Source organism: Dactylosporangium aurantiacum, assembly GCF_000716715.1.
In the GTDB taxonomy this organism is placed as follows: domain Bacteria; phylum Actinomycetota; class Actinomycetes; order Mycobacteriales; family Micromonosporaceae; genus Dactylosporangium; species Dactylosporangium aurantiacum.
The window spans coordinates 50,056-73,759 of record NZ_JNYJ01000037.1; the positions used below are offsets into that span (position 1 = coordinate 50,056).

At 74.0% G+C, this 23,704-nt stretch carries 22 protein-coding genes; 13 read left to right on the top strand and 9 right to left on the bottom strand.

Annotated features, from left to right (window positions below; translation table 11 throughout):
• Positions 1–21: 21 nt before the first annotated feature.
• The 3 genes from OP18_RS34820 to OP18_RS62050 form a co-directional block, all read right to left on the bottom strand.
• The gene (locus OP18_RS34820; RefSeq protein WP_033363417.1) at positions 22–897 is read right to left on the bottom strand and encodes a diacylglycerol/lipid kinase family protein; all 876 of its coding nucleotides are present in this window, start codon (positions 895–897) and stop codon (positions 22–24) included.
• 101 nt (positions 898–998) lie between these two features.
• Positions 999–3,746, bottom strand: coding sequence for an ATP-binding protein (locus tag OP18_RS34825; RefSeq protein ID WP_245635628.1), 2,748 nt, complete (start codon positions 3,744–3,746; stop codon positions 999–1,001).
• Between the two features lie 448 nt (positions 3,747–4,194).
• Positions 4,195–4,326, bottom strand: a complete 132-nt coding sequence (locus OP18_RS62050) for a hypothetical protein (protein WP_260710334.1) — start codon at positions 4,324–4,326, stop codon at positions 4,195–4,197.
• Positions 4,327–4,504: 178 nt separating this feature from the next.
• Here OP18_RS62050 and OP18_RS34830 point away from each other — a divergent pair, with 178 nt between their 5' ends.
• Positions 4,505–5,248, top strand: a complete 744-nt coding sequence (locus OP18_RS34830) for a DUF72 domain-containing protein (protein ID WP_033363419.1) — start codon at positions 4,505–4,507, stop codon at positions 5,246–5,248.
• Positions 5,249–5,362: 114 nt separating this feature from the next.
• Here OP18_RS34830 and OP18_RS34835 read toward each other — a convergent pair whose 3' ends face one another.
• Positions 5,363–6,340 (bottom strand): Kelch repeat-containing protein, encoded by a 978-nt coding sequence (locus OP18_RS34835; RefSeq protein ID WP_052387775.1) that lies wholly within the window; start codon positions 6,338–6,340, stop codon positions 5,363–5,365.
• A gap of 271 nt (positions 6,341–6,611) precedes the next feature.
• Here OP18_RS34835 and OP18_RS34840 point away from each other — a divergent pair, with 271 nt between their 5' ends.
• A complete protein-coding gene (locus OP18_RS34840) occupies positions 6,612–7,070 on the top strand; it encodes a MarR family winged helix-turn-helix transcriptional regulator (protein ID WP_052387776.1) in 459 nt (152 codons plus the stop codon).
• Between the two features lie 241 nt (positions 7,071–7,311).
• The gene (locus OP18_RS53500) at positions 7,312–8,691 is read left to right on the top strand and encodes a serine/threonine-protein kinase (protein WP_052387777.1); all 1,380 of its coding nucleotides are present in this window, start codon (positions 7,312–7,314) and stop codon (positions 8,689–8,691) included.
• A gap of 77 nt (positions 8,692–8,768) precedes the next feature.
• Here OP18_RS53500 and OP18_RS34850 read toward each other — a convergent pair whose 3' ends face one another.
• From OP18_RS34850 to OP18_RS34860, 3 genes are read right to left on the bottom strand one after another with little or no spacing between them, the layout of a single operon-like run.
• Complete coding sequence (locus OP18_RS34850; protein WP_033363388.1) at positions 8,769–9,590, bottom strand: sugar phosphate isomerase/epimerase family protein; 822 nt, start codon at positions 9,588–9,590, stop codon at positions 8,769–8,771.
• Positions 9,587–10,738: a Gfo/Idh/MocA family protein gene (locus tag OP18_RS34855; RefSeq protein ID WP_033363389.1), complete on the bottom strand. Its 1,152-nt coding sequence runs from the start codon at positions 10,736–10,738 to the stop codon at positions 9,587–9,589. Before OP18_RS34855 ends, OP18_RS34850 begins: the two co-directional genes overlap by 4 nt.
• An 18-nt stretch (positions 10,739–10,756) precedes the next feature.
• Complete coding sequence (locus OP18_RS34860; protein WP_245635629.1) at positions 10,757–11,479, bottom strand: cupin domain-containing protein; 723 nt, start codon at positions 11,477–11,479, stop codon at positions 10,757–10,759.
• Between the two features lie 89 nt (positions 11,480–11,568).
• On the opposite strand from OP18_RS34860, the gene OP18_RS34865 reads away from it, so the two are divergent.
• A complete protein-coding gene (locus OP18_RS34865; protein ID WP_033363390.1) occupies positions 11,569–12,582 on the top strand; it encodes a LacI family DNA-binding transcriptional regulator in 1,014 nt (337 codons plus the stop codon).
• A 27-nt stretch (positions 12,583–12,609) separates the two neighbouring features.
• Here the strand turns inward: OP18_RS34865 and OP18_RS34870 are convergent, their stop codons facing one another.
• Both OP18_RS34870 and OP18_RS53505 read right to left on the bottom strand, forming a co-directional pair.
• Positions 12,610–13,341, bottom strand: coding sequence for an isocitrate lyase/PEP mutase family protein (locus OP18_RS34870; protein WP_033363391.1), 732 nt, complete (start codon positions 13,339–13,341; stop codon positions 12,610–12,612).
• Positions 13,338–14,486: a hypothetical protein gene (locus OP18_RS53505; protein WP_052387778.1), complete on the bottom strand. Its 1,149-nt coding sequence runs from the start codon at positions 14,484–14,486 to the stop codon at positions 13,338–13,340. Before OP18_RS53505 ends, OP18_RS34870 begins: the two co-directional genes overlap by 4 nt.
• Positions 14,487–14,549: 63 nt before the next feature.
• Here OP18_RS53505 and OP18_RS34880 point away from each other — a divergent pair, with 63 nt between their 5' ends.
• The 9 genes from OP18_RS34880 to OP18_RS53510 all read left to right on the top strand — a co-directional run bounded on the left by OP18_RS34880 (position 14,550) and on the right by OP18_RS53510 (position 23,615).
• Positions 14,550–15,236 (top strand): ArsR/SmtB family transcription factor, encoded by a 687-nt coding sequence (locus tag OP18_RS34880; protein WP_033363392.1) that lies wholly within the window; start codon positions 14,550–14,552, stop codon positions 15,234–15,236.
• A gap of 47 nt (positions 15,237–15,283) precedes the next feature.
• Positions 15,284–15,475: a hypothetical protein gene (locus OP18_RS34885; RefSeq protein WP_033363393.1), complete on the top strand. Its 192-nt coding sequence runs from the start codon at positions 15,284–15,286 to the stop codon at positions 15,473–15,475.
• A gap of 100 nt (positions 15,476–15,575) precedes the next feature.
• On the top strand, positions 15,576–16,331 hold the full coding sequence (locus tag OP18_RS34890; RefSeq protein WP_033363394.1) for a crotonase/enoyl-CoA hydratase family protein: 756 nt from the start codon (positions 15,576–15,578) through the stop codon (positions 16,329–16,331).
• A gap of 81 nt (positions 16,332–16,412) precedes the next feature.
• Positions 16,413–17,459: a serine/threonine dehydratase gene (locus OP18_RS34895; protein WP_052387779.1), complete on the top strand. Its 1,047-nt coding sequence runs from the start codon at positions 16,413–16,415 to the stop codon at positions 17,457–17,459.
• Between the two features lie 10 nt (positions 17,460–17,469).
• A complete protein-coding gene (locus OP18_RS34900) occupies positions 17,470–18,021 on the top strand; it encodes a QsdR family transcriptional regulator (RefSeq protein WP_033363395.1) in 552 nt (183 codons plus the stop codon).
• A 178-nt stretch (positions 18,022–18,199) separates the two neighbouring features.
• Positions 18,200–18,886: a response regulator transcription factor gene (locus tag OP18_RS34905; RefSeq protein ID WP_033363396.1), complete on the top strand. Its 687-nt coding sequence runs from the start codon at positions 18,200–18,202 to the stop codon at positions 18,884–18,886.
• Between the two features lie 38 nt (positions 18,887–18,924).
• Positions 18,925–20,328: a HAMP domain-containing sensor histidine kinase gene (locus OP18_RS34910; protein WP_063745673.1), complete on the top strand. Its 1,404-nt coding sequence runs from the start codon at positions 18,925–18,927 to the stop codon at positions 20,326–20,328.
• Positions 20,329–20,796: 468 nt separating this feature from the next.
• Entirely contained in the window at positions 20,797–22,797 is a 2,001-nt protein-coding gene (locus OP18_RS34915; protein ID WP_033363427.1) for an RICIN domain-containing protein, read from the top strand.
• A gap of 176 nt (positions 22,798–22,973) precedes the next feature.
• Positions 22,974–23,615: a hypothetical protein gene (locus tag OP18_RS53510; protein ID WP_156090013.1), complete on the top strand. Its 642-nt coding sequence runs from the start codon at positions 22,974–22,976 to the stop codon at positions 23,613–23,615.
• Positions 23,616–23,704 lie beyond the last annotated feature (89 nt).

Genomic DNA, 23,704 nt, shown 5'->3' on the forward strand with positions numbered 1-23,704 from the left:
GGGCGGCTCAGGCGTGCGGGTTCAGCGGACGAGGAGCCAGGCGCCCTGCGCGACGGTCCAGTGCCGGGAGCGGAACGGGCCGGTCAGCTCGCCGTCGGCGTTGACGTGGAACGGCTCGCCCTCGATGCGGATGTCACGGCCGCGCAGGTGGGTCACGTCGTCCCGGCCGGGGTGGCGGCCCTTGCGCAGGGCGAGGGCGTAGCCGACCCGCGCGAGGGGCCCGACGGCGAACGAGACGGTGACGTCGGCGAGGCCGTCCGTCGGGTCCGCGGCGGGGCCGAGCGCACCGGTGCCGCCGGCGATCGTCGGGGCGTTGGACAGCCCCGCCATCAGCACCCGCCGCCGCCCGCGCGCCACCACGGCGCCGTCGACGGTGACCCGCAGCCGCCACCCCCGCGCGGTGAACCCGGCGAGGACCGCGCCGATCGGGAACGCGGCGATCTTCAGCCACCGCTTCAGCGGCCGGGCCTTCAACGCGGCCTCGGCGCCGGCACCGACGTGGACGGCGTTGACGACGACCCCGGCACCGTCGGCGACGATCAGGTCCGTCGGGCGCGCCGTGCCGGTCGCGGCGAGCCGGGCGGCGGCCGCGACGTCGTCGACGGGGATGCCGACGCCGCGGGCGAAGTCGTTGCCGGTGCCGAGCGGGATCAGGGCGACCTCGCACGTGCCGGCCTCGCCCCGGCGCAGCAGCGCGCCGACCATCGTGTGCAGCGAGCCGTCACCGCCGACGACCACCAGCCGGCGCCCGCGGCGCGCGTCGAGGATCCGGTCCACGTCGCCGGCGTCGCCGCAGGCCGCCGTCTCCACGTCGCCGGCGTCGCGCAGGACGGTCAGGACCGCCTCGACGGCATCGGCCTCGGTCCGCCCGGCGAGCTCGTTCGTGACGACCAGCACCCCGCTCACGATACGGGCTGCATGTGACGTGCGACGCCGCCGCGACCGGGTCGTACCGGAGAACGACCGCCGACGACCCGCGGGACGTGCGGCAGGCCCCCTCAGCTGCCGGCCTTGACCCACGCGGCGATCTGCGTCCGCGACTCCAGGTTGAGCTTGCTCAGAATGTTGGAGACGTGCACGGCCGCGGTCCGCGGCGAGATGTACAGCCGACGGGCCAGCTCGGCGTTGGTCAGGCCCTCCGCGAGCAGCACCGCCACCTCCCGCTCCCGTGGCGTCAGGGCCTGGTCGCCGGCGACGGGGCCGCCGAGGCCGAGCCGCCCGCGCAGCGCCGACAGCTCCGCGACCCGCCACCCGGACCAGCGCGCGAGGAGCGGCTCGGCGGTGCGGACATGCTGGCGGGCTCCGTCGAGGTCGCCGAGGGCGACCAGGCAGCGGGCGGCGCCGACGTGACCGGAGCCCTTCGTGGCCGGCAGCAGCATCGACGGCTCGGCGACCGCGCGCCGGTAGCCGGCGAGCGCGGCGGTGTGGTCGCCGGCGGCCTCGGCGATCTGCGCGTCGGCGAGCCACCGCCACGCGTCGTCGAAGAACGGGTCGTCGATCGCGGCGGCGACCGGCCGCAGCTCGTCGACGCCGAGCCCGCCGACGAGCCCGGCGGAGATGAGGTCGTGGGCGAAGTCGCGGCCGGTGACCCCGGTGACCCGCACCGCGTCGAGGACCGCCCGGAGCAGCTCGCGGGCCTGGTCGGTGTGCCCGCGCCGGGCGGCCAGGTGGAACTGCAGGCCGGGCACCGACGTCTGGGTCAGCATCGTGTACGTGTCGGTCGCCTCGACCATGCCGCGGATGACGGTGTCGGCCCGGTCCAGCTCGCCGGCCTCCAGCAGCAGCCCGGCGAAGAACACGCCGTGGTAGTCGATGCCGTTGCGGGTGCGCAGCAGGCCGCGGTCGCGCCGCCGGGCCGACTCCAGCTCGGCGAGGGCCCCGCCGAGGTTGCCCTCCTGCACGGCGAGCCGGGCGCGGCCCTGGAAGTACGCGGCGACGGCGAGGGACTCGAAGCCGGCCCGCTCAGCGAACGTCCGCATCCGCTCCAGCGCCGCGGCCCAGTCGGCCGGGCCGCCGGGCAGCAGGTTGTACAGGTTGTTGAGCGACCGGGCGGCGAGCAGCCACTCGCCTGCCTGCTCGGCCTCCTGGGCCGCCTCGTTGAGCAGCTTGATGCCGTCGTCGACGCCGGCGGCGAAGTTGACCAGCGCCGAGCCCTTCTCGACCTTGCCGGCCAGCCACACGGCCGGCAGCCCGAGCCGCTCGCCGAGGCTGATCGCCTTGTCCGCCCACTCGATGGCGCACTCGGTGTTGTCCATGAGCATGTACGCCTGGGCGATCGCCGCATACGCGTGGGCCTTCGCCGGCCCGTCGTCGAGCGGCTCGATCTCGGCGCGCAGCTCCTCGGCCCGCTCCTGCATGCTGCCGCTGCTGCCGATCTCCCAGCTGAGCCGCACGAGCAGCCGCAGCGCGTCGGCGCGGTCGGCGCGGGTGCCGGCGGCGGCGAGCCAGCGGCGGCCGAGCTCCTGGGCGTCGTCGAGGAGCCCGGCGAGCCACGCGGCGCGCGCCCCGCACGAGAGCAGCTCCACGTCGTCGGGCAGCTCGTCGAGGCCCATCTCGGCCAGCTGCAGCGCCTGGTACGGCGAGCCCATCGCCAGGTAGGTGGCCAGTCCGCGCCGGGCGGCCTCGACCATGTCGAGGTAGCGGCCGGCGCCGCGGGCGTGGTGCGCGACGAGCGCGTAGTCCTTGCTGCCGGTGGACAGCAGCGTCTCCAGGGCCAGCTCGTGCAGGCGGCGGCGCTGGCGGGCGAGCAGCTCGTCGGCGAGCGCCTCGCGGGTCAGTGCGTGCCGGAAGCTGAACTCGTCGTCGCCGGTCTCCACCATCAGCCCGCGCCGCACGAGGACCCGCAGCGCGTCGATGAGCTCCGGCTCGCTGTGGCTGGTGACGGCTGCGAGCAGGTCGAACGGGACCTTGCGGCCGAGCACCGCGGCGGCCTCGACGATGCGTTTCTCGGTCGGGTCGAGGTCGTCGAGCTGGCGCCGCAGCGCCTCGGCCACGTTCCACGGCAGCGGCCGGTCGCACAGCGTGTCGAGGTCCTCGTCGCCGTTGGCCTTGATCAGCTCTTCGAGGAAGAACGGGTTGCCACCGGTGCGGTTGTGCAGTGACAGCGCCGTCCGGTACGCCGGCGGCCGGCCGGTCACGGACTTCAGGAACCGTGACGTCTCGGCGAGGTTGAGCCGCTCCAGCCGCACGTTGGTCACCATGTACCGCCGCTCGAGCCGGGTCAGCAGATCGGCCAGGGGGTGCCGGCGGGTGACCTCGTCGGGCCGGTAGGTGCCGATGAGCAGCCGGCTGCCGGGCAGGTCCGCGATCCGCTCGAACAGCGCGACGCTCTCCGAGTCGGCCCAGTGCAGGTCCTCGAACACGACCACCGACGGCCCGGGCGTGGTCAGCAGCCGCACGATCTCCAGCCCGGCCTGGATCCGGTCGATCATCGACCGGGACGCGTCGGTGACGGTCACCAGCAGCTCCGGGTCGAGCCCGGCCGAGCGGTGGCAGCTGTCGATCGCGTCGAGCAGCACCTCGAACGGCCGGCTCAGCGTGCCGGGATCGGCCTGCCCGTCGAGCACCGGCACCGTCTCGGGCAAGCCCGTGATCAGCTCCTGCACCAGACGGCTCTTACCGATGCCCGGCTCGCCGCCGAGCATGGCGATGGACGGCTCGGACCCGTCGAGGAGCCGCCGCAACCGGCGCAGCTCATCGTCGCGGCCGACCATCACCTGGCTCACTCCGCTACGGCTGGCCCGCACGCCACCAGCCTACCGGCGGGCGGGCGGTGCGATGGCTGTGACGGACGCGACCTGCGCCACCACGGCCGGTCGTCCCCGCCGGCGCGCCGGGGGCCGCGGCCGAGGCCGAGCAGGTCCTCCTGACGGTGCTGGACCTGCACGAAGAGAAACACTGGGTGCATCATGGCTGGCTCCTTCACTCGGTGATGTCCCCATCCTGGTCGGGTAAGGAGCCGTTTCCATCTGTACCTGTTACGTATCTTGGCCGCCGCGCCGGTACCTAGACCCGGTCGGCGGTCGTAGTCACCGCCGCACCGGCACCACCGGACGCCGGCGGCGGACGCACCGGGCGGCGGACCCACCTGGCCCCGGACGCACTGCAGCCCCGGACGGTCCAACGGCTGCCGCACCCGGAGGGAGGTGGTGCGGCAGCCGCGGAGGCATCCGGGGCTGCGGGGTTGCGGGCCGGTCAGGCCGCCGTGCCGGAGCGATGCGCTCTGCGGCGCAGCTTTACGCGGCTTGACCAGTGTTTCGCCTCGTCGAGCATGTGCAGCTGGCGCTGGCGGACGAGCTCGGTCAGGAGAATCGGGTGGACGTTCATGTCGGTGCTCCTCTGCGATCCGTGTGTCACCATCGTCGCGCGGTAAGGCCCACGCGGCATCGGTCACGCTTACGTAATCGCATCGGGCAGGCATACGTAGTCGGCCGCACGACCGAACTACGTACACGTAGGCGACACAGGCCCTGCGGAAGCCGCCGTTTGTGGGTATCCGGTGGGCATGATGCTGATCGGCACGTCGGGCTGGCAGTACCGCGACTGGCGGGGCCCGTTCTACCCCCGTGAGCTGCCGCAGCGCGCCTGGCTGGAGCACTACGCGGGCGTGTTCGGCACGGTCGAGGTGAACAACGCGTTCTACCGGCTGCCGGAGCGCTCGACGTTCGAGGGATGGCGCGACCGTACGCCGGGGGACTTCGTCGTAGCGGTGAAGGCCAGCCGGTACCTGACCCACGTCCGCCGGCTGCGCGAGCCGCAGGAGCCGGTCGGGCGGCTGATGGAGCGGGCCGGCGGGCTGGGTGACCGGCTCGGGCCGGTACTGCTGCAGCTGCCACCGACGATGCGGGTGGACGTCGCGGCGCTGGACGCGACCCTGGCCGCGTTCCCCGCGGGGGTGCGGGTGGCGGTCGAGCCGCGGCACACCTCGTGGTGGGTCGACGAGGTGCGGCAGGTCCTGCGCGACCGTGGCGCGGCGCTGTGCTGGGCCGACCGGGGCAGCCGGCCGGTGACGCCGCTGTGGGCGACCAGCGACTGGGGCTACCTGCGGCTGCACGAGGGGCGGGCGAAGCCGTGGCCGCGGTACGGCCGCACCGCGCTGGACACGTGGGCGGGCCGGCTGGCGCAGTTCGGCGAGTCGTACGTCTACTGCAACAACGACCCGGGCTGCGCCGCCGTGCGCGACGCGCTGGCGCTGGCCCGGCTGGCCCGGCGCCGAGGGCTGGAGGTTGGTCGGGCGGGCGCGCCGTAGGCTGACCCGATGGCCAAGTTCCTCTGCGTGATCATGATGCTGATCGCGCTGTTCGCGTACCTCGTCTGGCAGCGCAACCGGCTGCTGCGCCGCGGGCACCGCGACGGGGACTGATCAGCACGGGTCGAGCTCGAGGGACTCCGTGGTGGCGGCGACGAACAGCCCCGGCTGCGGCCCGCCCGGCAGCGTGACGAGGGTGGAGCCGACGGTCACCACCGCGAGCCCGTGCCGCGGGTTGGGCATGCCGGGCAGCGCCCGCCACCGCTGCGTCGCCGGGTCGAAGAGCTCCACCTGCGGAAATGTCGCCTTGCCCTCACCGCCGGCGGCGACGACCCAGCCGTGGCAGGTGCCGGTCGCGGCGAGACCGCCCCGCGCGGTCGGCAGGTCGGGCCGCCGCGTCCAGGCACCCGTGGCCGGGTCGTAGGACTCGACGGTGGCGAGGTTGCCGGCGGAGGTCCGGCCGCCGACGGTGTAGAACAGCCCGCCCGCCGCCGCGCCGCCGAGGTGCTCGCGCCGGGTGGGCGGTCCGGGTGCGGAGCGCCACCGCTCGGTCACGGTGTCGTAGATCAGCGTCGTGGCGGCCAGGACGTCCTTGCCCGGGCCGATCCCGCCCGCCACGAAGATCGAAGTGCCCAGTGCCGCTCCTGTACCGGCACCGCGCGCCTCCGGCATGTCCGCCACCGACTCCCACCGGGCCGCGCCGGCCGCGAGACGGAAGGCCGCCGCGCTCGGGGTGCCGTCGCCGAGGTAGCCGCCGAACACGTAGACCACCCCGCCGACCGCGGCCGCCATCGCGTGGTTGACGGCGAGCGGCAGCGGCGGCCCGGCCGTCCAGGCGCCGGTGGCGGTGTCGTAGATCTCGACGGTCTTCAGGCTGCCCCCGTCGCGCTGGTACCCGCCGGCGACCACGATCCGCGTGCCGGACACGGCGGCGGCGACCTCGGTGCGCTCGGAGGGGGCGTCGGCCAGCCGGCGCCACGGGCCGGTCCGGTCCGTGGCGGTCGCGGGGCCAGTGGTGGGATGGGACCCGGACGACCCCGTGCACGCGGTCAGTCCGACCAGCATCGCGGCGGCCAGCAGTGCGACCCGCATGGGTCCAGTGTCGTCGATACGACGCCACATCGGTACCGGCGCGGCATCAGAAGTTTCAATTCATCCGATAGCCGATAAATTGGCCGGACAAAGCACGCGAATGCCCCGAAGTCGGTCTACGTAATGCGTTCGAAGAATTGCTGTCGGTGATGGTGGGGCAACGGAAGCGCTACCTTTTCGATATTCTGTGCGCTCTATGGGGACCGGAGGGGGGCCGCCACATGGGTATGCGAGGTGTCGTGTCACTGCATGAGCGTCTGCGTGGCACGCGGTGACCGCTACGCAGGACGTCGCCGCGCATTCGACGGCGACGGAGACCGTGCTGCACCTGCACCGGGCGGCCAACGCCGTGCGGCAGCACGTCGAGCAGGTGGTGCTGCGTCCGCGGCAGCTGACGTGGACCGGCTTCGTGGTGCTGCGCACGGTGTGGGGGGCCCGCAGGATGGAGACCCGGCACGTCGCCGAGCAGGCGGGCATCTCCAAGGCGACGCTCACCGGCGTCGTCGACACGCTGTCGGGCCGGGGGCTGGTGCGGCGCGGCCCGCACCCCGACGACGGCCGGCTGGTCGTGCTGCAACTCACCCGCAAGGGCCAGCGGCTCATCCGTGAGCTGCTGCCGGAGTCACAGAGCGCGGAGGTGTTCGCCCTTTCCTACCTCGAACCGGCCCAGCTCGCCGTCGTCACGACTGCACTGCGTGGAATGATCGCTCACCTGGAGCGACCACGCTGAGGTGACGGCGGTGGCGTCATCCGTCCAGCTGTCAGTCGTTGGACGGAGCAGGTCAACAGGTGTGACCTCCGGCGCGGACGTCCGCGCGCGTCTCGACTAGTGTCGGGGCACCATGCGCGGATGCCGGCCGGTGCAAATGTGCCCGAACGGGCACGAGGGTTGCATCCAGGGTGGTCTTTTCATCTCGCGGTGAACAGATCAGACTGCATAGGACCTGTGCCAAGTGGCTGGAAGGACCCCGATGACCGAGGCAGGCACGCACGACGGCGCCGGTGAGTCCGGCACGCCGGACCTGCCGCTGCGCTCGGCCGCGCCGTCACGTCGCGCCGCCGTCGGGGACCTCACCAACAACGACCCGATCCGCATCGACGACTACCGGCTGATCGGGCAGCTCGGCGTCGGCGGCATGGGCACCGTCTACCTGGCCCAGTCCCCCGACGGCTCCCGCGTGGCCGTGAAGCTGGTCCACGCGCACCTCGCCCGCGACCCGCGGTTCCGGGTGCGCTTCGCCGGTGAGGTCCGGGCCGCGCAGCGGGTCCCCGGGTTCTGCACCGCCCGCGTGCTCGACTCCGGGATGCACGAGGAGCGGCCCTACCTGGTCACCGAGTATCTCGAGGGCATCCCGCTGTCCCGGCTCGTCGCCGACGACGGCCCGCTCGACCCGGCGATGCTGCACAGCGTCGCGCTGGGCGTCGCGGCCGCGCTCGCCGCGATCCACAACGTCGGGCTGGTCCACCGCGACCTCAAGCCGAGCAACCTCATGGTCACCCTCGGTGGCGTCCGGATCATCGACTTCGGCATCGCCCGCGCGATGGACGCCGCGAGCGACATCACCGGCACCGGCAACATCGTCGGCAGCCTCGGCTGGGCCTCGCCGGAGCAGCTGCGCGCCGAGGAGCCCACGGCCGCCATGGACATCTTCGGGTGGGGCTGCCTGGTCGCGTTCGCGGCCACCGGCCGCCACCCGTACGGCGGCGAGGAGGCCGCGGCCCGCGCCTGGAAGATCCTCGAGGGCGAGCCCGACCTCAACGGCATCCCCGACCCGGTCCGCGAGCTGGTCGCCGCCGCGCTGAGCCGCGACCCCCTGGACCGGCCCGACGCCCGGCAGCTGCTGCTCGGCCTGGCCATCGACGACCTCGACGCGGCGCCGCTGCCGGCACAGCGCCGCTGGCTGCGCGGCTCGACCCAGATGTCGCGCCGCCGGGTGACCTCGATGGCGATCGCCGTGCCGATGGCCCTGGCGCTGGTCTTCGCCGCCGCCGAGACCACGTCGGACATGATGGGCGGCAGGTCCGACCCCGGCACCCACCGCGGCAGCACCAGCGGCGACGAGGTCGGCAACAACCTCTCGCCCGCGCCCAACCCGGGCGTGACCGGCATCCAGCGGCCCAACCCGGGCTCGACGACCAGCGCGGGCAACCCGACCAACGGCCCGCAGGTGTTCCCCACGGTCTCCGGGGTCGCGTCGGTCACCTCGACCGCGGTCCCCACGACGTCCGCGCCGACGACGCCGCCGGCCACGACGCCGAGCGTCGAGCCCACCACGGCGCCGCCGACGACGACACCGCCGCCGCCGACCGACACCGTCGATCCGGGTGGCGGCGGCAACCAGGTCCCCTGACGCGTCGACGGCGGCACCTCGCAACGGGGTGCCGCCGTCAGCTCCGCGGCACCCGACCCGTGCGCCGGTGCCGCGGCTCAGAGCACGTGCGTCAGGTAGCCCTCGATCGACTCGGCCAGCACGTCCGCGCCGGGGCGGGACCAGACCGCCTCGTGGAACACCTCGACCTCGATCGGGCCCGTGTACCCGGTCGCGTCGACCGCCTCGCGGAAGCGCCGCAGCTCGACGCAGCCGGTGCCCGGCAGCCCCCGGCCGAGCAGCACGCCCTCCGGCAGCGGGGTGATCCAGTCGGCCACCTGGAAGCAGGCGATGCGACCCTCGGCGCCGGCCCGTGCGAGCTGCTTCCAGATCTGGTCGTCCCACCAGAGGTGGTACGTGTCCACGGCCACTCCCACCGCCGACGGCGGATACGGCGCCGCCAGGTCCAGCGCGTTGGACAGCGTCGACACGACGCACCGGTCCGAGGCGAACATCGGGTGCAGGGGCTCGATCGCCAGGCGTACACCGGCGGCCTCGGCGTGCGGGACGAGCTCGCCGATCGCGTCGCCCACGGTGCGGCGCGCCGCGTCCAGGTCCCGGCTGCCGTCGGGGAGCCCGCCGCTGACCAGGACGAGCACCGGCGCCTGGAGGGCCGCCGCCTCGTCGATGGCGCGGCGGTTGTCGTCGAACCAGCCGGGCGTGGTGAAGAACCCGCCCCGGCACAGGGTCGTGACGGTGAGCCCGGCCGATCGCACCAGGGCGGCGGTCCGTTCGAGGCCGAACGTGCCCACCTGGTCGCGCCACAGCCCGAGCTGGGTGACGCCCTGCTTGACGCAGCCGTCGACCGTCTCGTCGACGGGCCAGCGCTTCGTCGTGGCCTGGTTCAGCGAGAACCGCTCGAGCCTCGGGTCGGCGCTCACAGGTCCAGCGCCGGGATCTCGATGCGCCGGCCCTCGCGGGCGGCCTGCAGGCCGAGCTCGGCGAGCTGGACTCCCCGGGCGCCGGCGGCGAAGTCCCACGGGAAGTCGGCGCCGTCCACGACGTGCCGCAGGAACAGCTCCCACTGCACCTTGAAGCCGTTGTCGAACGGCTCGTTGTCCGGCACCGCCTGCCACTGCGCGCGGAACGGCTCGGTGACCGGCAGGTCCGGGTTCCACACCGGCTTCGGGGTGGTGCCGCGGTGCTGGACGTGGCACTCGCGCAGGCCGGCGACGGCGCTGCCGTGGGTGCCGTCGACCTGGAACTCGACCAGCTCGTCGCGGCGGACCCGCACCGCCCAGGAGGAGTTGATCTGCGCGACGATGCCGCCCTCCAGCTCGAACGTGCCGTACGCCGCGTCGTCGGCGGTCGCCTCGTACGCCTGGCCGGCCTCGTCCACGCGGGACGGGATGTGGGTCGCGATGGTCGCCTGCACGGAGCGGATCGGGGCGAACAGCTGCTCCAGCACGTACTGCCAGTGCGGGAACATGTCCACGACGATGCCGCCGCCGTCGGCGGACCGGTAGTTCCACGACGGGCGCTGCGCGGCCTGCCAGTCGCCCTCGAACACCCAGTAGCCGAACTCGCCGCGCACCGACAGGATCCGGCCGAAGAAGCCGCCGTCGACGAGGCGCTTGAGCTTGCGCAGCCCCGGCAGGAACAGCTTGTCCTGCACGACGCCGTGCTTGATGCCGGCGGTCCGCGCGGCGCGGCACAGTGCGACCGCGGCGTCGGTGTCCTCGGCGAGGGGCTTCTCGGTGTAGACGTGCAAGCCTGCGTCGATGGCGGCGCGGATCGCCTTCTCCCGCTGCTGGGTCACCTGCGCGTCGAAGTAGATCTGCACGTCGGAGCGGGCGAGCGCGGCGTCGAGGTCGGTCGTCCACTCGGTCAGCCCGTGCCGCTGCGCCAGCTGCGCGAGCTTGTCGGCGTTGCGGCCGACGAGGACGGGCTCCGGCCAGATCAGCGAGCCGTCACGCGACGGCAGGCCGCCCTGCTCGCGGATCGCGAGCAGGGAGCGGACCAGATGCTGGCGGTACCCCATGCGGCCGGTGACGCCGTTCAGCACGATACCGATCGGGATGCGGGACAACGGGACTCCTCAGGCTCCTCACGCGGCGGTGGCGTGGTAGGTGTCGAGCAGGCCGCACATGCCGTGCCTGCCGTGTTCGCTCGGCGCGGGCAGCACGTTGATGCCGCCGGCGCCGAGATGACTCGCGTCGCCGGCGGCGAGCGCGTCGATCTGCCGGCCCGTCTCCAGCGCGACGCGGAGCGCGCCGCGCTCCCACCGCTCACGCCAGCCGGGCAGTTTGGGGGCGACCAGCCTGGCCGCGGCGGCCTGGAACGCGGCGAGGCCGTCGGGGCCGCTCTCGCGCAGCGCCAGGAACCCGGTGACGGCCAGGTCCCGGCGGCGGAACGCGGCGCCCAGGTCGGTGCCGGGCGCCCCACCCTCGGGCAGCGTCGCGGCCTCGGCGTACGCGGCGGGGTCGGCCAGCACGTCGGGCGGGAACGTCAGCACCGCGTCGCCCGCCTCCGGCAGGCCGCTGTTCTGCATCACCACCACGATCTGCAGGCCGCCCTCGTTGACGAGGCGGTGGATCGTGCCGGGCGGGAACCAGGCGACGGTGCCGGTGCGCAGGGGCGTCTCCCGGTACCCCTCCCCGGACAGCGTCTGGACGTGCCCCTCGCCGGCGGTCACCACGTACCCCTCCGAGCAGGTGAGGTGCATGTGCGGGGTCCCGCCGAACAGCCCGTCCGGAGCGAGCGAGTCATAGACGGACAACCGGGAGATCCCGACCGCTCCGGGCATCTGGTCCCGCGCCACTGCCGTCACCGCCTCTTTCACGCCAGGAAAACGCTTTCCTCTGGTCATGTCGACGCTAACCCGTATGCTGCGAACGAGTCAATGGAAGGAGGCGGACGATGGCGACGCTCGCCGACGTGGCCCGCCGTGCCGGGGTGTCGCCCGCGACCGCCTCGCGGATCATCAGCGGCAGCACGAAACTCGTCACCGACGAGCTGCGCGAGCGGGTGCTGCGCGCGGTCGACGAGCTGCAGTACGTGCCCAACGCGCACGCGCAGTTCCTCGCCCGGGCCCAGCGCACCGCCGTCGGCGTCATCGTGCACGACGTTTCCGACCCGTACTTCGCCGAGATCACCCGCGGCCTGCAACAGGTCGCCACCGCGGCGGGCCGGCTCGTCATCATCTGCAACAGCTACCGCGACCCGGCCCGCGAGCTGGAGTACGTGGAGCTGCTGCGGGCCCAGCAGGTCGCGGCCATCATCCTGGCCGGCTCCGGCTACCACGACCCCGCGTTCACGAAGGCGCTGACGGGCAAGCTGGCCGCCTACACCCGCACCGGCGGCAGGGTCAGCGTCATCGGCCGGCACGAGCTGCCCGGCGACGCGGTCATGCCGGCCAACGCCGACGGCGGCCACCTCGCCGGCGTCGAGGTCTTCGGCGGCGGCCACCGCAAGGTCGGCGTCATCGCCGGCCCGAAGGTCCTGACCACCACCACTGACCGGCTCGCCGGCCTGCGCCGCGCCGCCCGCCAGTACGGCCGCACCCTGCCCCCGCGGCGCGTCGTCTTCGCCGACTTCGACCGCGACAGCGGCGCCGACGCGACCCGCCGGCTGCTGGACGACTCCCCCGACCTGACGGCCATCGTGGCCCTCAACGACTCGATGGCGGTCGGCACGCTCAGCGTGCTGCGCGAGCGGGGCATCGCGGTGCCGCAGCAGGTGAGCGTGGTCGGCTTCGACGACATGCCGATCGCGCGGGACGTGACGCCGGCCCTGACGACGGTCCGGCTGCCGCTGACGGAGATGGGCGCGCGGGCGATGACGATGGCGCTGGAGGACCGGGCGCGGACCCCGCGGGTGGAGCCGGCGGCGGCGACGCTGGTGCACCGGGAGTCGTCGGCTCCCCTGACCTGACTCATTCCCGGTCGGTGGGGCATTTTGTCACGCGCCGGTGGCGATCTCCGCGTACGTCGGCAGGCCCTCCCCGTCGACCGGCGCGCCGTCGCGGACGGCCCGGGCCGCCCTCACGGCCGCGGCGAGCGCCACCCGGAACAGCAGCGAGCCGGTGCTCACCCGCCGCACCCCCAGCTCGGCCAACTCGGCGACCGTCGGTCCGCAAGGCTCGTGCAGCACGTTGACCGGCACATCCACCGCACGGACGACGGCCGCGATGTCCGCCGGCGCCCGCAGCCCCGGCACGAAGACCCCGTCGGCCCCGGCGTCCACGTACGCCCGCACCCGCCGCAACGCCTCCCTCAGCTCACCGCCCCGCTGCCAGTGCGTGTCGGTCCGGGCGTTGACGAACAGCCCGGGCACCTCCCGCTTCACCGCGCGGATCAGGCGCACCTGCCGCTCGACCGGCCCCATCGCGTCCTCGACGTTGATCCCCGCCGCCCCGGCCGCGGCGACCGCGACCGCCTCCCGCACGGACCCGCGTTCGATGTCGACGCTCACGTGACAGGGCAGCCCGGCGATCCTGCGGACCAGCCGCAGCGACTCCTCACCGGTGGCGTCCTGCCCGTCCGGCAACCCGTTCGCGGCGGCGACACCGAGGCTCGTCGTCCCGATGGCCGGAAACCCGGCCGCCGCCAGCATCCGGGCGGACGCGACATCCCAGGCGTTGGGAAGGACGAGCGGCTCCCCGGCGCGGTGCAGTGACCGGAAGTCGCTCATCGCGCTTCACCCGCGACGACCGGCGAACCGACCACCGGCGAACCGACCACCGGCGACCCGACGACCGGCGAGGCGACGGCGGCGATCGTCCCGGCGGGGACCGCACCGGCGGTGCCGAGCCCGCCACCGGGCCGGGCGGGTTCCGCGGTCCCATCATTCGGGATCGGGTCTGTGCCCGGTGCACGCGCCGATTCGCCGCCACCGGGGAACTCGCCCCTAGCCGACACGCCCGCGGCGGCTCCGTCGCGTGCGGGCCCGCCGCCCAGGTGCGCGCTGAGCGCCCCCTCGGCCAGGGCCAGCGCGTGGGCGCGACCCGGACAGCCGCGCGGGCCGGCGCCGAACGGGATGCCGTGCAGGCCGACCCGTACGACCTCGCCCGGCGCGACCTGTGCGCCGCCGACGTCGGCCGGGCGGGTGGCCATCCGCTTCGTGGCGGCGACCGGTGGCGCGTCGCGCAGCACCCGGCGCAGCGCCCGGTCGACGTCCTGCGCGGCGACCAGCTCCCCGGCTCCGGTCACCCGGTCGACGTCCTCCGCGGCGACCAGCTCCCCGGCTCCGGTCACCCGGTCGACGTCCTCCGCGGCGACCAGCTCCCCGGCTCCGGTCACCCGGTCGACGTCCTGCGCGGCAGCCGGGTCCCCGGGTCCGGTCGCCGCGGGCGCCGCCGCGAGGAGGCCGGCGGCGCGGGCGATCAGGGTGGCGGTCGCGTCGCAGGCCTGCACCAGCAGCCCGATCCGCGCGGCGGTGGTCTCGTCGGCGGTGCCGCCGCACGCGGCGACCAGGATCTCCACGGCGGTGTCGGCGGCGGGCTCGTCGCCGGTGCCGGGCTGGTACGCGGCGGCCACCACGCGGACCGCGTCGGTCGTCCTTGGGGAGGAGTCGAGGCCGAGGGCGGTGCACAGGAGTTGCACGGGGTGGGCGTGCGGGGATGAGGCGGCCGCCGCGCGGAGCGCCTCGGGGTCCACTGTGGACAGGATTGACTCGCTGAGCCCGCGGCGCCGGGTGTGCGCCGCACCGTCGCTGAACCGGCCGACGCTCGCGCGCAGCCAGGCGACGCCGTGTGCGGCGGCGGGCACCGGCGGGACCACGAAACCGGGGTCGTGGAGCACGGCGAGGGCGTCGCCGGGATCGTCGATCGTCTGCATGGCTGGACCGTACGGCCGGGACCGTTCGGTACATGACGAACTGACGGAGCGGACAATGGACCTGTGACCGCACCGTCCTCGCTCGCGAAGCTCGCCGCGCTGCTGGCCGACGAGACGCGGGCCGCGATGTGCCTGGCGCTGCTCGACGGGCGCGCGTGGACCGCCGGCGAGCTGGCCCGGCACGCCGGTGTCGCGCGGTCCACGGCGACGGAGCACCTGCACCGGCTGACGGCCGGCGGGTTGCTGGTCGAGGAGCGGCAGGGGCGGCACCGGTACGTCCGCCTCGCCGACGCCTCGGTCGCCGCCCTGCTGGAGGACATGTCGGCGCGGCTGGCGCCGCAGGTGTCCCGGCCGGCCGGGCTGCGGGCGGCGACGGCGTCGGCGGCCCTCGCCCGGGGGCGGACCTGCTACGACCACCTCGCCGGGCGGCTCGGGGTAGCCGTGACGGACGCGTTGACTGCACGTGGGTTGCTGGACCAGACGGGCGGGTTCGCGTTGACGGAGGCCGGCCTGGCGTGGATGGCCGCGCTCGGGTTGGACCTGGACGGCGGGAAGCGGCCCGTGGCGCGGGGCTGCCTGGACTGGACGGAGCGGCGGCCGCACCTGGCCGGGGTCGCCGGGGCGCGGCTGTGCGAGCGGTTCCTGGCCCGCGGCTGGGTCGCGCGCATCGGTTCCGGGCGGGCGGTGCGGGTCACCCCGGACGGCCGGGTCGCCCTGGCGGACCTGCTCGGCATCGACGGCGTCGATTAGGTTTCGGGGCGGTTGGGTACTCAGCGGTCACTACGAAGGAGGCCGTTGTGTTCGCTGTGATCGCCGCGATCCTGTTCGCTGTCGCGCTGCTGATGGACCTGTTCGGTGCCGACGCCGGGCCGGTGCTCGACGTGGGGACCCTGAGCCTGGCCGGGTTCCTGTGCGTCGCCCTGCACCTGGCCGGTGCGGGCACCTGGCACACCCGGTACGGCAGCTACCGCCGCAGCCGCCGCCGCTGAGCGGATCGGCGTTCGGCGTCGCACGCACTGCCACGGCCGCGTCCTACCCCAGGTGGGGGTTCGGGCGCGGCCGTCGTCCGTGTGGCCGACACTGGCTGGCATGAGTGTGCGCATCGAGCGGTCCGGTCCGGTGTGGACGGTCGTGCTGGACCGGCCGGAGACCCGCAACGCCGTGGACCGGGACACCGCGGAACGGCTCGCGGCCGCGTTCCGGCAGTTCGACGCGGACGATTCGGCGGCGGTCGCGGTGCTGTGGGGCGCGGGCGGCACGTTCTGCTCCGGCGCCGACCTGAAGGCGGTCGCGGCCGGCGACGGCAACCGCGTCGAGGCGGACGGCGACGGGCCGCTCGGCCCGACCCGGATGCGGCTGGGCAAGCCCGTGATCGCCGCGGTCGCCGGGCACGCCGTCGCGGGCGGCCTGGAGCTGGCGATCTGGTGCGACCTGCGGGTCGTGGAGGAGACCGCGACGTTCGGGGTGTACTGCCGGCGCTGGGGCGTGCCGCTGATCGACGGCGGCACGGTCCGGCTGCCGCAGCTGATCGGGGTCGGCCGGGCCCTCGACCTGATCCTGACCGGCCGCCCGGTCGACGCGGCGGAGGCGCACCGCATCGGCCTCGCCGACCGGGTCGTGCCGCCGGGCGGGTCCCGGCCGGCGGCGGAGGCGCTCGCCGCCACGCTCGCCGCGCTGCCGCAGGCCTGCCTGCGCAACGACCGCCTGTCGGTGTACGAGTCCCTCGGCCGCCCGTTGCCCGACGCGCTCGCGGTCGAGCACGGCTTCGGCGTGGCGTCCCTGCGGGCCGGCGCGGCGGGCGGCGCCGCCAGGTTCGCCGCCGGTGAGGGCCGCGGCGGCGTCTAGTACCAGGGGACGACATCGGCCCGCGCCGCCCGCACGCCGTTTGCGGCCGGGTCGCCGCCCGGTGGGACGTAGGGTGGGCGCATGGTCGACAGGCGTGACGTCGAGGCGGCCGCCCGCAGGATCGACGGGTACGTGCGGCGCACCCCGTCGGTCGAGGTGGCGCCCGGACTGTGGTTCAAGCTGGAGCTGCTGCAGCACAGCGGCTCGTTCAAGGCCCGCGGGGCGTTCAACCGGATCCTCGCCGCCCGGGAGGCCGGCGAGCTGCCGGCCGCCGGGGTGGTCGCCGCGTCGGGCGGCAACGCGGGGCTCGCCGTGGCGTTCGCGGCGGCGCGGCTCGGCATCCCGGCCGAGGTGTTCGTGCCGCGGGTCGCGCCGGCGGTGAAGGTGCGCCGGCTGCGGGAGCTCGGCGCCGTCGTGCACCAGCACGGCCGGGAGTACGCGGAGGCGTACGCCGCCTCGACGATCCGCGTGGCGGAGACCGGGGCGCTGTTCGTGCACGCCTACGACCAGCCGGAGATCGTCGCCGGCCAGGGCACCCTCGCCCTGGAGCTGCCCGACGTGGACACGGTCCTGGTCGCCACGGGCGGCGGCGGTCTCGTCGGCGGCATCGCGGCGGCCGTCGGTGACCGGATGCGGGTCGTCGCCGTCGAGCCGGCCGGCGCACCGACCTTGCACGCGGCCCTCGCCGCGGGTCGTCCCGTGGACGTAGCGGTGGACAGCCTCGCCGCGGACTCGCTCGGCGCCCGCCGGATCGGGACGATCGCCTTCGAGACGGTCACCCGCCACGGGGTGCTGAGCATGCTCGTCGACGACGACGCGATGGTGCGGGCCCGGAGGAGGCTGTGGGCGGAGCACCGGATCGTGGTCGAGCTCGGCGCGGCCGCCGCGTTCGCCGCCCTCGAACAGCTGCGGACCGGCGGCGACGACCGCGGCGACGACCGCGGCGACGGGCCCGGCAGCGGCCTGAGCGCGCCCGGCGGAACCAGCGGAGACGACCGTCGGGACCAGTCCGGCCTCCTCGACCGGGCCGGCGGCTGGGGACGGGTCGCGGTCGTGCTGTGCGGCGCGAACACCGACCCCGCCGACCTCAGCGCCGAGACAGTTCAGGATCTGTCTCAAGGCGTGTAGCCTGCCTGACATGCCGCACGACGAGATCTTCGACGCGGCCATGCGGCGGTTCCTGGAGCGGCGCCGGGTCGACATGCGCTCGCTCGCGGCCGAACTCGGCATGGGCCGTGCCACCCTGTACCGCCGCGTCGGCAGCCGCGACCAGCTGCTGGGCCAGGTGCTGTGGCAGCTCACCCAGCGCAGCCAGCAGCGGGCCGTCAAGGCCGCCGAGGGCCGGCGGGGTGCCGACCGGATCGTCGCCGTGATCGGCAACTTCCTCGCAGGTGTCATCGAGCAGCCCAGCCTGCGGCATTTCCTCGCGGCCGAGCCGGAGGCGGCGCTGCGCATCCTCACCTCGAAGCACGGCATCGTCCAGCCGGGGGTCCGGGCGCACCTGGAGGGCCTCCTGCAGGAGGAGATCGCAGCGGGCGCCTTCACCCCCAGGATGGACGTGCGCACGCTGGCGTTCGTCCTGGTACGCATCGGCGAGAGCTTCCTCTACGCCGACGCCATCGCCGACGGCGAGCCCGACGTGGAACAGGCGTTGCAGGTGATCGGGCGGCTGCTCGACGACCAGCCGTGAGCCGCGGGCGCGCGGCGCGTCACCGCGGCGCGCCGTACGGCACCCGGCCAGCCGTTGGTGTCCGTACGAACGGAAGTCTCGGCGAACGTATGATGGTCGCCAGCGAAAAAAGGGGACATGTCGGAATCGTCCATCGACCGCGAGAACTGCCACTTGCGCCAGGACGTATGTTCTTCGCATGGCCACGGTGCTGCTGGTTGAGGACGACCATGTCGTGCGGGGCGCCCTGCTGCGCTCCCTGACCGACCGGGGTCACACGGTGCACGCGGTCGGCACCGCGCTGGAGGCGTTACGGCGTTTCGCCGCCGAGACGCCGGACCTGGTCGTGCTCGACCTCGGGCTGCCCGACCTGGACGGCGCCGACGCCCTGCGGATGCTGCGCGGCATCGCGGACACCCCGATCATCATCGCCACCGCCCGGGACGACGAGGCGGAGATCGTCCGGCTGCTCAAGGCCGGCGCCGACGACTACATGATCAAACCGTTCACCTCCGCCCACCTCGACGCCCGGATGACCTCCGTGCTGCGCCGCACCGGCAGGGCGAGCCGCGAGGAACCCACCGCCATCGAGGTGGGGGGCTTGCGTGTCGACATCGGACAACGGCAGGCACACTTGCACGGCGAGCCGCTGACGCTGACCCGCAAAGAGTTCGACCTGCTGGCGTACCTCGCCGCCCGTCCCGGACGGGTGGTCTCACGCCGTGAGCTGTTGGAGGAGGTATGGCGGCAACCCTCAGTGGGCGAGGACCAGACGATCGACGTGCATCTGTACTGGCTACGCCGGAAACTTGGCGAGAGCGCCTCGGCTCCCAGATACCTGCACACCGTGCGGGGCGTGGGCTTCAGGTTCGCGGCCCCGGACTGAGGCGGACCCTCGCCTACGTCTGCGCCGCGGTCACCACGATGGTGGCCCTGGCGTTCCTGATCCCGCTCGGGCTGGTCGTGCAGCAGCTCGCCCGCGAGCGTGCCTTCGCCGACGCCGAACGCCAGACCGCCGTGGTCGTGGCGGTCCTCACGGTGACCACCGACCCCCTGGCGATCGAACGGGCCATCGCCAGCACCGGCGGTCCCGCGGTCAGCCGCGTCTCGGTGCACAACCTCGGCGAGGAGGGTCTCGAGATCGGCACGGGGCACGCCGCCGCCAAGGACCTCGCCCATGCCGCCGACCAGGCCGCGCCGGTGACCGCGACCGTCGAGGGCGGGTTGTCGTACCTGGAGCCGGTGGACGTCGGGTCGGGCCGCACGGCGGTTGTCGAGGTCTTCATCCCTGAGGATGAGCTGTCCAACGGGGTGAGCGGCGCCTGGTGGGCCCTGACCGCCGTCGCCGTCGGTCTGGTCATCGCCTCCGTCTGGGTCGGCGACCGGCTCGCCGCGAAGGTGACCGCGTCGGCCCGCCAGCTGGCCGGCGCCGCGGGTGCGCTCAGCGAGGGGTACCTCGACGTGCGGCTCGACCCGTCGGGCCCGCGCGAGCTGGCCGAGGCGAGCTTCGCGCTCAACGTGATGGCCGACCGCATCATGGCCCTGCTGACGAACGAGCGCGAGCTGGTCGCGGACCTGTCGCACCGGCTGCGCACCCCGCTGACCGCCCTGCGGCTCGACGCGGAGACGCTCGACGACAGCCAGGACGCCGACCGCATCCGCGACGCCATCGCCGCGCTCGAGGTCGAGATCGACAAGCTGATCCGCGCGATGCGCGAGCCGATCGACGCGCACTCCCCCACCCCGGACCGCGGCGAACGCAGCGACGGTGCCGCCGCCTCCACCGGCGAGCAGGGCTGCGACGTCGCCGAGGTCGTGCGGGACCGCATGATGTTCTGGTCCGCCGTCGCCGGCGACCAGGAGCGCGACTGCAAGGCCATCGGCACCGAGAGCCCGGCACCGGTGCACGTCGCGAAGAGCGAGCTCGCCGCCGCGCTGGACGCGCTCATCGGCAACGTCATCAGGTACACCCCACAGGGCGTCCCCTTCGAGGTGGCCGTCACCCGCCGGGACGACGGGTACGTCGTGCTGCGGGTGGAGGACGGCGGCCCCGGCATCCCCGACCCGGAGCTGGCGCTGCAGCGCGGCGAGAGCGGTCAGGGCTCCACGGGCCTGGGCCTGGACATCGTGCGCCGGGTCGCGGTCGAGGGCAACGGCACCGTCAACATCGGCACGTCCGCCACCCTCGGCGGCGCGAGCGTCGTCATCGTCATGGCCGACGCCGACCCGGCGCCCAAGGAACAGCCGCCGCAGAGCCGCTTCGGGCTGGTCGGCCGGCTGTCCCGGGAGCCGAACGAGCGCCGCCGCCGCGGCAAGGCCGCCTCCTGAGGGTCACACCTCGCCGGTGACCCGGCCGGAGCCGGCCGGGGTCCGCAACGCCGGTGCGGTGCGGCCCGGGCGGTCTCCCACCGGCGGAGGACACCGGCGGCCGGTGTCGGCTGACCGTACAGGTGTGAACGCGGAGCGTTCGCATGGGGTGTCCGGTCCGGAGGTCCGGCACCGGGGCGGCAGCACGCGCCTCGCGCGGCAAAACAGCCAGGTGGCGTAGGGCCGCCACAAGTCTCGGTTATGAGTCTCTTAATTGGGTCGTTTGAGCTGGAACGACACGTTGACGGCTCGCTATGGTCACCCCGTTCCCACGTGGACGGACCGGCACTCACCCGCCTTGCCACCCTCGAAGGCCGGCCGTCCCGCGCGCGGCGGGGACGGGTACCTCTGCCCTGTGCCCGTCTCCGCCGCGCGCCCTTTTCCCCTCCGGAGGAACCGAGCGTGTCTCGAGTCTTGCACCGCGTGGCCGTGACCGTTGCGGTCGCGGTCCTCGGCACGGGTGCGGCGATCGCCGGGCCCGGCGCCATCGACAGCCTGTTCAACGAGAAAGGGCCGGCCGCGATCAGTCGCGTCCCGGCCGACAACCCTGAGCTCGGCCTGGTGTACCAGGGCCTGACGCCGGCGAAGAAAGGTGACCCGTGTGTCGGCGGGTACCAGGTCTCCGAGCGCGGCCAGTGCAGCCACGGCCCTGACGTCCCGCCGGTCGGTCTGACCGTCCGCGGCAACGTCGATCCGATCACGGCGGCCGGGCCCACCCAGGTCGTTCCCGAGACGGACACGGCGGCCGCCCCGCTGGAACAGACCGTCACCGCCGAGGACGGGTCCGTCGCCTCCGAGGGTGGTTTCGCCCTGGTACCGGAGGCCGCCGGCGACACCGCCGTCGGGTACACGATCGGCGCGTCAGGCGTGGCCTGCGACGGCGACGGCGTGTCCGGCAAGCGCGTGCAGGTGCTGTACGTGCGCGACGCCAACACCGCGAGCCGGTTCAACCAGTACCTGGAGAGCTTCCGCACCTGGAGCGCCGGTGTCGACGCGATCTACAACACCAGCGCCAAGGAGACCGGCGGCGAGCGGCACGTCCGGTTCGTGACGACCGCCGACTGCAAGGTCGACGTCCGCGAGGTCGAGCTGCCCGCGGGTGGCCTCAACACGTTCGACGCGACCATCAACGGGCTGAAGGCACTCGGGTACAACAGGACCGACCGCAAATACATGATCTTCGGCGAGTCGAAGGTGTACTGCGGCATCGGCACCTTCGCCGGTGACACCCAGCCCGGCTCGAACAACCGCAGCAACGGCGGCCCCGGCTACGGCCGCAGCGACTCGGGCTGCTGGGCGGCCAGCGTCGCCGCGCACGAGCTCGGGCACAACCTCGGCGCCGTGAACAACAACGCGCCGAACTCCAGCAAGGCCGGGCACTGCCTCGATGAGTACGACATCATGTGCTACAACGACTCGGGCGGTCTGAAGACGTCGGTCCGGACCGGTTGCACCGACAAGGCCGGTGAGAACCGGATGGACTGCAACCACGACGACTACTACAACACCAACCCGAGCCCCGGCAGCTACCTCGCGAACAACTGGAACGTGGCCAACAACCAGTTCCTGATCGCGGGCCCGGGCGGCACCACGCCTCCGCCGCCGTCGCCGACGGCGTCACCCACGAAGACCGCGTCGCCGACGCCGACGAAGACCGTGTCGCCCTCGCCGTCGAAGTCGGTCACGCCGTCGAAGTCGGTCACACCGTCGGCGTCGCCCACGAAGACCGCGTCGCCGACGCCGACGAAACCGCCGACCGGGCTCAAGGAGCTGCGAGTCAGTGACGTCACCGCCAACTCCGTGCGGCTGTCCTGGGACGCGGCCGCGGCCGGCAGCCGCTATGCGGTCGTCCTCAACGGACGGTCCATCGGCCAGGTCAGCTCGACCAACGTCCGGATCGTCGGTATGCGCCCCGACACCGATTACCAGATCGGGGTTTCGCTCGCGCAGAACGGCACCCTGACCCCCTGGACCACCACCGTCAAGGTGCACACGGCGGCCGCACCCGCGCCGACGGCCGGCGCGTGGATGGTGTTCGGCAACAGCCTGACCGGCGGCGTCGCGGACGTCTTCGGTGCCCGCAGCGCGGCCGGTACGCCCATCATCATCTACCAGCGGCACGGCGGCGCGAACCAGCAGTGGAAGCTGGAGCCGGTGGCCGACGGCAGGTTCGTGGTCCGCTCCAAGGCGACGAACGCCTGCGTCACCACCACGGGTGACAAAGACACCGTGGGTGCGACCCTGGTACAAGGTGACTGTGCGAAGGCCTTGCAGTGGACGCTGACCAAGACCGAGTTCGGCGTGTCGCTCCAGACCGCGACCGGCCTGGTCGTCGGCGTGGGCAACAACGAGTACTTCGGCAGCCGGCTGCTCGTCCTGCAGAAGCCGAGCGGCGCCAAGTACCAGAGCTGGATCCCGCAGCGCACGTGAACCAGCCCGCAACCGACCGCGGCCCGGTGCCCTCGTGGCGCCGGGCCGCGGCCTGCATGAAGACGGCATTGCGCCGGGCGCGGGCCGCTGGAGGCGCGGCGGCAGGGGTCCGTGGCGCAACCACCGCCGGCCGGGCGACGACGCGGCGGGTCGCGGTGGCGACACGGCGGGTCGCGGTGGCGACACGGCGGGTCGCGGTGGCGGCGCGGCGGGTCGCGGTGGCGGCGCGGCGGAGCGTGACGGCGGCCGGTCTCGTGGCCGGTGTGGTGGCGGCGCTGGTGTTCGGCACGGCGGTGCCGGCCGCCGCGCACGACGGGGTCATCCTCACCTTGCACGGGGACGGCCGGGGGTCGGTGTGGGTGACCGCGGCCTGGCAGGACGGGCACCCGGTGACCGAGGCGGTCGGCATCACGCTGCTCGCGACGACCGCGGACGGGCGGCGGGAAGGGCCGGCCGGGCTGAAACGCAACGGGGATGCGCTCACGTACGCGGGGACGCTCGGCGAGGGCGACTGGACGGTCGTGGCCGAGATGGGCACGCCGGCGATCGGGCGGTGCCAGGGGGCCCTGCACGTGGCGGCCGACGGGGTGCCGCAGGAGATCGTGTGCGCGCCGCCGGCGGCGGCGGCGAGTCCGGTGCCGGCACCCGCGGCGGCGAAGGCCTCGTACACCTGGGTGTGGTACCTGCTGGGCGTCGCGGCGCTCGCGGGGGTGGCCGCCTGGTGGTTCCACCGCACGTCGGTTGCGACGCGGGCGACCGCTCGGAGGACGCCGGGGCGCAAGTCGTCCAACCGGAGGACGACCGTGCGCCGCAAGTGACGCCCACCACCGCCTCTTGACCGGTACAGTCGCGCGTCGTACTGTACCGGTATAGGCGCCACGTGGACAGGCGCCAGGTTCGAGGAGGT